This window comes from Parafilimonas sp., assembly GCF_047606085.1.
Classification (GTDB): Bacteria; Bacteroidota; Bacteroidia; order Chitinophagales; family Chitinophagaceae; genus Parafilimonas.
Genome location: NZ_JASGEX010000045.1, coordinates 1 through 9,083, shown reverse-complemented (window position 1 = coordinate 9,083; position 9,083 = coordinate 1). Strand labels below are relative to the sequence as shown.

6 protein-coding genes and 1 pseudogene are annotated in these 9,083 nt (G+C 43.0%); all 7 read left to right on the top strand.

What is annotated here, in order from left to right:
- Positions 1–214: 214 nt before the first annotated feature.
- Positions 215–460: pseudogene (locus QM629_RS03825) on the top strand (nucleotidyltransferase family protein); the annotation flags it as partial.
- Between the two features lie 25 nt (positions 461–485).
- Complete coding sequence (locus tag QM629_RS03820; RefSeq protein WP_415157363.1) at positions 486–827, top strand: DUF86 domain-containing protein; 342 nt, start codon at positions 486–488, stop codon at positions 825–827.
- A gap of 47 nt (positions 828–874) precedes the next feature.
- On the top strand, positions 875–2,329 hold the full coding sequence (gatB, locus tag QM629_RS03815) for an Asp-tRNA(Asn)/Glu-tRNA(Gln) amidotransferase subunit GatB (protein ID WP_415157361.1): 1,455 nt from the start codon (positions 875–877) through the stop codon (positions 2,327–2,329).
- Positions 2,330–2,376: 47 nt separating this feature from the next.
- Positions 2,377–3,495 (top strand): redoxin domain-containing protein, encoded by a 1,119-nt coding sequence (locus QM629_RS03810; protein WP_415157359.1) that lies wholly within the window; start codon positions 2,377–2,379, stop codon positions 3,493–3,495.
- 592 nt (positions 3,496–4,087) lie between these two features.
- Positions 4,088–5,617, top strand: coding sequence for a sulfatase (locus tag QM629_RS03805; protein ID WP_415157357.1), 1,530 nt, complete (start codon positions 4,088–4,090; stop codon positions 5,615–5,617).
- A 15-nt stretch (positions 5,618–5,632) separates the two neighbouring features.
- Positions 5,633–7,093: a sulfatase gene (locus QM629_RS03800; protein ID WP_415157355.1), complete on the top strand. Its 1,461-nt coding sequence runs from the start codon at positions 5,633–5,635 to the stop codon at positions 7,091–7,093.
- A gap of 115 nt (positions 7,094–7,208) precedes the next feature.
- Entirely contained in the window at positions 7,209–8,900 is a 1,692-nt protein-coding gene (locus QM629_RS03795; protein ID WP_415157353.1) for a sulfatase, read from the top strand.
- The last annotated feature ends 183 nt before the right edge of the window (positions 8,901–9,083 follow it).

The following is a 9,083-nucleotide window of genomic DNA, read 5'->3' as shown; positions in this document are numbered from 1 at the left end:
AGTTGCAAAGAAGAAGCACACACCCACTAAAAAAACATTCAGAGAAACTGTAGAAGACACCATGAAAGAAATTCAAAGAAAAATAACACTTGTGAAAGCCTTTTTTAATGAACCAAATGTCGCCTATCCTAAGGAATAGTTAGTAATGATTTGCAGAAAGAATTAAAGATATGACCCAAGATGAAATTTTGGTTATTCTAAAAAAAACAAACCATTTCTTCAAAAGAATTATGGTCTGGAGCGCATTGGCCTTTTTGGCTCTTATGCAAGGGATAATTTTAATGATGATAGTGATGTAGATATTTTAATTGAATTAAGGGAACAGAAATACGACTATTGGTTTGCCATTAAGGATTTTTTGGAGAATTCATTAAACAAAAAGGTTGATGTAATTACAACAGGATCACATTTAAAGAAATTTTTTCTTGATACAGTTCATAAAGAATTGATTTATGTATGACAAAGAGTTTATACAAAAAATCTTTATGAATATCCAGGAGCCTGCTGATATCATTATTACAAGATTTAAAAAAATCCCATCTCCGGAAGATTTTATTAAAAGTGACAATGGACTTGAAACGCTGGATTCGATTTCAATGAGGCTACAGTTTATAGGCGAATCCCTTAAAAAGATAGAAAAAATTAATAAAGATATTTTCGATCAATACCTTGGTATGGAATGGAAGAAAATCATCAACCTGCGTGACTTTATCTCACATCATTATGATATGCCTAATCATGAAATTGTATTTGATATTTGCGATAATCATATTCCTCCATTGCAGTTGCAGGTTACACAAATTATTACAGATTTGAATAACGGTTAACTTTCCGTAATGCTTTATACGTAAAACACACCGTATTTTTGCCGCCCATGAATGAAGCAGCGCAAAAATATGAAGCGGTTATAGGGCTTGAAGTGCATGCACGGTTATCTACCAAAAGCAAATTGTTTTGCAGCGATGCCAACAGCTACGGCGCTGCCCCCAATGAAAATGTTGGCGTAATTACCCTGGCGCATCCGGGCATTTTACCTAAAACAAATAAGAAGGCCGTTGAATACGCTGTGATGACGGGCCTTGCCTGCAACTGCAGTATCAATCAAAAAAATTATTTCGCCCGCAAGCATTATTTCTATCCCGATCTGCCAAAAGGTTTTCAAACTTCACAACATACGGTTCCTATATGCGGGCCCGGCTTTGTAACGATAAGAACTTCGGCAGGAGAACGCCATGTAAAGCTGCACCATATTCACCTGGAAGAAGATGCAGGCAAGAGCATTCACGATATGGATGAAGATTATAGTTACATAGATTTAAACCGTGCCGGCACACCGCTTATTGAAATTGTTACCGAGCCTGATATGCATTCTGCCGAAGAAGCCGGATTATTTGTAACTGAATTAAGAAAACTTGTGCGATGGATAAACGTTTGCGATGGCAATATGGAAGAGGGCAGCCTGCGCTGCGATGCCAACGTTTCCATTCGTTTAAAAGATGAAATAAAACTGGGCACCAAGGTGGAAGTAAAAAACCTAAACTCTATACGCAACGTAAGAAAGGCTATTGAATTTGAGATTGACCGTATGATTGGCCTGCTTGAAAAAGGTGAAAAGATTTATCAGCAAACAAGAAGTTTTGATGCTTCGAATGATACCACGTTTGCCATCCGCGAAAAAGAGGAAGCGAACGATTACCGCTATTTTCCCGAGCCGGATCTGCCGCCGCTGAACTTAAGCGAAGATTGTCTTACCCGCATAAAAAATAATTTGCCGGCATTGCCGCAGGCCTTGTATAAAAAGTATCAAACTGAATTTGGCTTGAATGAATATGATGCCGCACAGCTTACGCTGGAAAAAGAAATTGCTGATTATTTTGAATCGGTTATTCAGCACACAACTAATTACAAAGCTGCCGCCAACTGGATAAACGGCCCCATAAAACAACTGGTGAACGAAGAAGGTATTTCTTTAAGTGCTGTTCCGGTTAGCAGGCTTGCAGAAATGATTGGAATTGTTGATAAAGGAGAAGTTAGTTTTTCGAATGCAGCATCAAAATTATTGCCCGCTATTCTAAAGAACAGCGCTGAAAGCATTGCGGCGCTTGCATTGCAGCTTAACATTATTCAAACAAACAATACCGATGAACTGCAGCAATGGGTAAATGCAGTTATCAGCAAAATGCCCGAAAAAGTAGCTGAATACAAAAAAGGCAAAAAAGGATTGATAGGTTTATTTGTGGGAGAAGTAAAAAAATTAAGCAAGGGAAAGGCAGACCTGAAAACGGTTACACAATTGCTGGAAGAAGCATTGAAGCTGCAGGGTTCTTAAATCTGCTGTATTTTTTAATTATTAATTTTAATGTTTAATTGAATACAATGAAATATCTGATCGTAGTTGCAGTTTCGCTGGTTTTGTTTGCAGGATGCAAAAATGGCGGCGAAAACTTTACAGTGAGCGGCAAAATAACAAACCCATCGGCAGACAGCATTTATCTTGAAGAGCTTTCTTATACCACACCTGAAACGAAAAAACTTGATTCAGCTAAAATTGATAAGAACGGCAATTACACGTTGAAAGGAAGTTCTGCCCAGCAGAATTTGTTCATGATTGGATTTAAAGATAATCCTGCCGTTATTTTGGTGAACGATACAAAGGATATCAAGATAGATTTTGAGCCCAACGGCCTTCAGTTTCCCGAAGTGAAAAGCTCCGATGCAACAAAAGAACTGTATGCTTTTATAAAAGATTATTTTCAAAAAGATTCTGCGCTGGCCGTTATTTACCAGCAATTAAATGCGCTTACAGAAGAAACAGCAAAAGACACGAACTATGTGCGAAACCTGCGACAGGACTACACAACCCGCATAAGCGCACTGAGCAGTTTGCTTTCCGCCGCCATAAACCGTTCCAAAAATCCGGCTGTTATTTGTTTTGTGTTAGACAGGGCCAAGGGCGCCATAGCCCCGCAGGATTTATCGGCCCTGGCAGAAAGTGCGGCCAAACGTTTTCCACAGCACACAGGCCTGGCCAGCTTTAAAACAGAGCTTGCCAAACAGGTTAATCCAAACGCAAATTACCCATTGCTAAACCAGCAGGCGCCGGATTTAACAATGGCATCTCCCGATGGCAAAAAAATCAGCGTCAGCAATTACAAGGGCAAATATTTGCTGGTTGATTTCTGGGCCAGTTGGTGCGCGCCATGCCGTCAGGAAAACCCCAACGTTGTGGAAGCTTACAATAAGTTTAAAAACAAAAACTTCGATATTCTCGGCGTTTCGCTGGATGATGATAAGACCGCCTGGCTCAAAGCCATACAGGACGACCATCTTGCCTGGACGCATATAAGCGATCTTCGATCGCCCAGCGCAGCAGCTTCACTGTATCATTTTGACGGCATTCCGTTTAATGTTTTAATTGACCCGCAGGGAAAAATTATTGCATCAGGTTTACGTGGCCCTGCGCTCGAACAAAAGCTAAGCGAAGTATTGCAATAAACAGCAAGGCTGTTTTAAAGTTTATTTCATGGCAACTGCATGAAAAATTCATGCTATGCCATCTCTCACCTGCAGTTATTGATTAAACAGCTTTTGTTGTGTTTAGCCGGTGCTGTATGACAGGTTTTCTTATTTCCGGTTGATACATCACTTTGGTAAATAAGATTTGCTGAGCTAATGTGATTGCCATAAATTGGGTGTACTTAATTTTAAGAAGCTGTTTAAAATTTTTTCGCACGGAGAACACAGAGCCAGCAGAGGCGCTTCATTACGTTGTGTGTTCCTTTGCGCTGTGCGAAAAATCGCTGAACCCTTTTAAAGAATTAAATTTTCAAACAGCCTTCTAAGGAATAAACTATAGTATAATTGCTCTTGCCGCTTGCATGAATTTTCTTTCCATGAAAGGCTGCCGGTTATAAAGAGATCAGCGCAGATAAAAATCAGGCAACAAATCCCTACCGGCTTAATAGGAGTTGTTTATTTTTGAAGATATTTCCGGGATCCAGTTAGGATCACAGGAGGGCTTGCTTTTACTGGAACAACCCCCACCGGATGGTATCATTCATTTAAATAAAAACCAGCAATAGTAATTATGAAAGCAATCTTATTGTCAGCACTTATATTTTGCAGCATTTCGCTAAGCGCACAAACCAATAGCCCGAATATTATATTCATCATTTCAGACGATCATGCTTACCAGGCCATCAGCGCTTATGGCAACAAATTTATGAGCACGCCCAATATTGACCGCATAGCGCATGACGGCGTGCTGCTCACCAATAACTGTGTGGGCAATTCGCTTTGCGGCCCAAGCCGGGCTACATTGCTTACCGGCAAGTTCAGCCATAAAAACGGCTATGCTTTAAACGGAAGAGAGCCTTTTGATGTAACACAATTTGTATTTCCGCAGTTGCTGCAGCAAAATGGTTATCAAACTGCCTGGATTGGAAAAATGCACTTAAACAGCCTGCCGAATGGTTTCGATTACCTGAAAATTTTAAACGGGCAGGGCACTTATTATAATCCCCAGTTTATCAGCAAAACAGATACTGCCCAATATCATGGTTACGTTACAGACCTTATCTCGGGCTTCTTCTTCGACTGGTTAAAAAACAGGGATGAACATAAGCCGTTTTTTGCCGTTGTGGGTGAAAAAGCCACGCACAGGGAATGGCTGCCTGATATACAGGACCTGGGCGCCTATGATGATATTGATTTCCCGCTTCCTGAAAGTTTTTTTGATAATTACGATACCAGGCTGGCCGCAAAAGACCAGGATATGACCATTGATAAAACCATGCGCCTGAAAGAAGACCTGAAAGTGCACCAGGGTTTTGGCCAGGGCGCAGGATATGATGAATACAGCCGTATGGATGAAGCGCAGAAAAAAGCATTCAAAGATTACTATGGAAAGATAACGAAGGAATTTGATGAGAAAAAGCTAAGCGGTAAAGACCTGGTAAAATGGAAATATGAGCGCTACCTGAAAGATTATTATGCCACGGCAAAATCAATGGACAGGAATATCGGTAAAATCCTCGATTACTTAGACAGCACAGGGTTAAGTAAAAATACTGTGGTGATTTATGCGTCAGACCAGGGGTTTTATATGGGCGAACACGGCTGGTTTGACAAGCGTTTTATTTACGACGAATCCCTTAAAACAGCCTTTATGATAAAATACCCCGGCGTCATTCAGCCCGGCTGGAAATTAGACAGCCTGGTATCGAATATTGACTGGGCGCCTACCGTATTAGACATTGCAGGCCTGAAAGCGCCGGCCGAAGTACAGGGCCGTTCGTTTTATCCTTTGCTTAAAAAAGAAGCTGTTGCTGACTGGCCTGATGCGGAATATTATCATTATTATGAATATCCGCAGCCACATCATGTTTCCCCGCATTTCGGCATCCGCACAAAGAATTATATGCTCGTGCGTTTTTACAAAGGCGTAAATTCATGGGAGCTGTTCGATCTGAAAAAAGACCCGGAAGAATTAACGAACGTTTATGGCAACAGTGCCTATAAAAGCATACAAGGCTCGCTGGTGGAAAAGCTAAAAGGCCTGATAATAAAGTATGACGATAAAGAGGCGCTGGAACTTTTTAATACACCTGTTAAATAAACCGGCCACATCAATATGAAAAATTATCTTGTATGGCTGGCTGCAGTTGTGTTATCTTTTTTTGCCGGTGCAGCAATTGCCCAGTCAAAAAATAACCAGCCCAATATTGTTTTGATTTTTATGGACGATATGGGTTATGGCGATGTGGAAGCGTATGGCGGCACGGGCTACACTACACCTAATATTAATAAGCTTGCTGCGGAAGGAATGCGGTTCACCAATTTTTATGCAGCACAGCCTATCTGCAGCGCTTCAAGGGCAGCCTTATTAACTGGGTGTTATCCAAACAGGATTGGCATTTCCGGCGCTTTATCACCCGGTTCAAAAACCGGCATAAGCGATAAAGAAGAAACAATAGCAACAGTGCTGAAAAAGAAAGGATATTTTACAGGTATAATCGGCAAATGGCATCTGGGCGATTATAAAGAGTTTTTACCCTTGCAGCATGGCTTTGATTATTATTTCGGCCTGCCTTATTCCAACGATATGTGGCCGGTGAATTATGATGGCAGCCCCGTAAAACCCACAGATGAGGCCTGGGGCAGAAAGCATACCAACCCGCCCTTACCGCTGATAGAAGGCAATGACCCTGTTCGTTACATCACCACTTTAAAAGACCAGGATATGCTTACCACCTGGTACACGGAAAAGGCCGTAACCTTTATTCAGCAACATAAGCAGCAGCCATTTTTTCTTTATCTCGCCCACTCCATGGTGCATGTACCGTTGGGCGTGTCAGATAAGTTCAGGGGCAAAAGCCAACGGGGCTTATTTGGAGATGTGGTGATGGAAATAGACTGGTCGGTGGGCGAAGTAATGAAGGCCTTGAAAGATAACGGCCTCGACAAAAACACGCTGATTATTTTTACCAGCGACAACGGCCCCTGGCTTAATTTCGGCAACCATGCCGGTTCTGCCGGCGCCTTCAGGGAAGGAAAAGCTACTACCTGGGAAGGCGGCCAGCGGGAACCCGCCATAGTGAAATGGCCGGGCGTAGTGCCGGCAGGAACGGTGTGCAATAAGCTTGCCTGCAACATAGATATTTTGCCAACGCTCGCCGCCATCACCGGCGCGCCTTTGCTGGCAAATAAAATAGACGGATTGAATATACTGTCTCTAATTAAAGGAGACGCTGATGCCAGCCCCAGGGACCATTTGTTTTTTTATTTTGGAAAGAACAACCTTGAAGCAGTGCGGCAGGGTTTGTGGAAATTAGTATTGCCGCATGCTTACCGCTCTTACAATGCCGCTCCCGGAAAAGACGGGTGGCCTGGCCCAACCATTACTGATTCCACAGGGCTTGCCTTATATGATTTAAGTCGCGACCCCGGGGAACGCTATGATGTGAAAGATCAAAACCCGGAAATAGTAAGCCAGTTACAGCAGCTTGTGGAAGAAGCAAGGGATGACCTTGGTGATGACCTGACCGGGAGGCCTGGTAAAAACAGGAGACAAGCGGGAAAAACAGGCAATTAAATAACCTGAAAAGCAGAAGTTTTGCAGATGGTTTGTTGAGCCTGAACTTCAAAAAAGTCGAAAAACAGAGGCGCTGAAATTTACAAGGCGGTAAATCACAATAAAATTCAAATGTATGAATATCCTAAGGCTATCTTTTGCAGCGATTCTTATGCCGTTGATACTGCAGGCGCAGCACACTGCCCCAAATATAGTGTGGATCACCTGTGAAGATATATCGCCCTTCATTGGCTGTTACGGAGATAAAACGGTTAAAACGCCCAACATAGACCAGCTTGCCAGAGAAGGCGTTCGCTATACGAATGTTTACACAACGGCAGGCGTGTGCGCACCAAGCCGGTCGGCCATTATAACCGGCATGTACCAGACTTCCATTGGCACACAGCACATGCGCACGCTTTTCCCGGCGGAAACAGCCAAAAGAATCGGGATACCGGCTTATTCGGCAGTGATACCCGATTACGTAAAGTGTTTTCCTGAATATTTGCGCAGGGCCGGTTATTATTGTACCAATAATGAAAAACAGGATTACCAGTTTATACCGCCCGTAACGGTTTGGGATGAGAACAGCCTTGCTGCTTCTTACAGGAACCGCCCGAAAGAAAAGCCGTTCTTTTCTGTATTTAATCTTGCCGTGACGCATGAATCGCAGTTGTATATGCGGGAGAAAGACAGCCTTTTTGTAGATCCGTCATCAGTAAAAGTTCCTCCTTTCTATCCTGATACAAAAACGGTAAGAAGATGCATTGCCCGCAACTACACCAATATAGAAATAATGGATGCCCAGGTAGGGGAAATCATCCGGGGCTTAAAAGAAGATGGTTTATATAACAATACCATTATCTTTTTTTTCAGCGACCATGGCGGAGCGCTGCCCTGGTATAAAAGGGAATTGCTGGAAAGGGGCATACACATTCCCCTGATCATTCATTTTCCCGGCGGCGCAAATGCGGGAACAAGCAATGATGACCTGATAAGCGCTGTGGATTTCGCCCCCACCATTCTCTCCCTTGCCGGCATTCCCGTGCCGGCATATATGCAGGGGCAGGCTTTTCTGGGTGAGCAAAAAAATAAAACACCGCGCAAATATGTATTTGCCGGAAGAGACAGGATGGATACCGAATATGACAGGGTAAGGGCTGTAAAAGATAAGCAATTTGAATACCTGTATAATTTTGAACCGGCGAAGCCCCATTACCAGAATATAGAATACCGCCTCAGTATTCCCATGATGAAAGAGATAATTGCTTTAAGAGACAGCGGGCAGCTTGATTCTATACCCATGACGTGGTTTGATACAAAACCTGTTGAAGAGCTGTATGATGTAAAGAATGACCCTGATGAGCTGCATAACCTCGCAGCCGATCCAGCATACAGGCATAAGCGGGAAGAATTAAAAGGCGCTTTAATGAGCTGGCTGAATAATACAGGGGATATGGGCGCCATGCCTGAAAAGGAAATGCTGGCAAACTGGTGGAAGCATGACACCACACCCCCACTAACCGACCCACCCCTGATAACAGCAGCAGGTGCAGGCGTAACCATTTCCTGCGCTACCAGAGGCGCCTCTGTGGGTTACAGGATAATAAGAACAGGGAGCGATACAACCCCGGTAATGCATGAAGTGAGAAGCTGGGATTTTGGAACAATGCCTGGCCGGAAAAAAGGGCTGAAAGAACTGCCTGCACCACCTGTATGGAATGTTTATAAGGGTGAAGTTATTGTTTTGAATAAAGGAGAAGTATTAATGGTGAAGGCGCTGCGAATCGGGTATAAAGAGGCTGATGCAACTTATACTAAAATGTAATACCACTTTTTTAGTGTTTCAAATTTTCGCTTCATACGCGGCATTCCGGTCGGTGAGGCACCATAACCGTCAACTTAAGCCCTTTGGGCTTGAGTTTGAATAGCCGTGAGCGAAACTCACGGTAAAAATGTCGAAGTTTTTGTTGAACCCGCGCAGCGGGTTCAATATCAAAACCGTTTCATT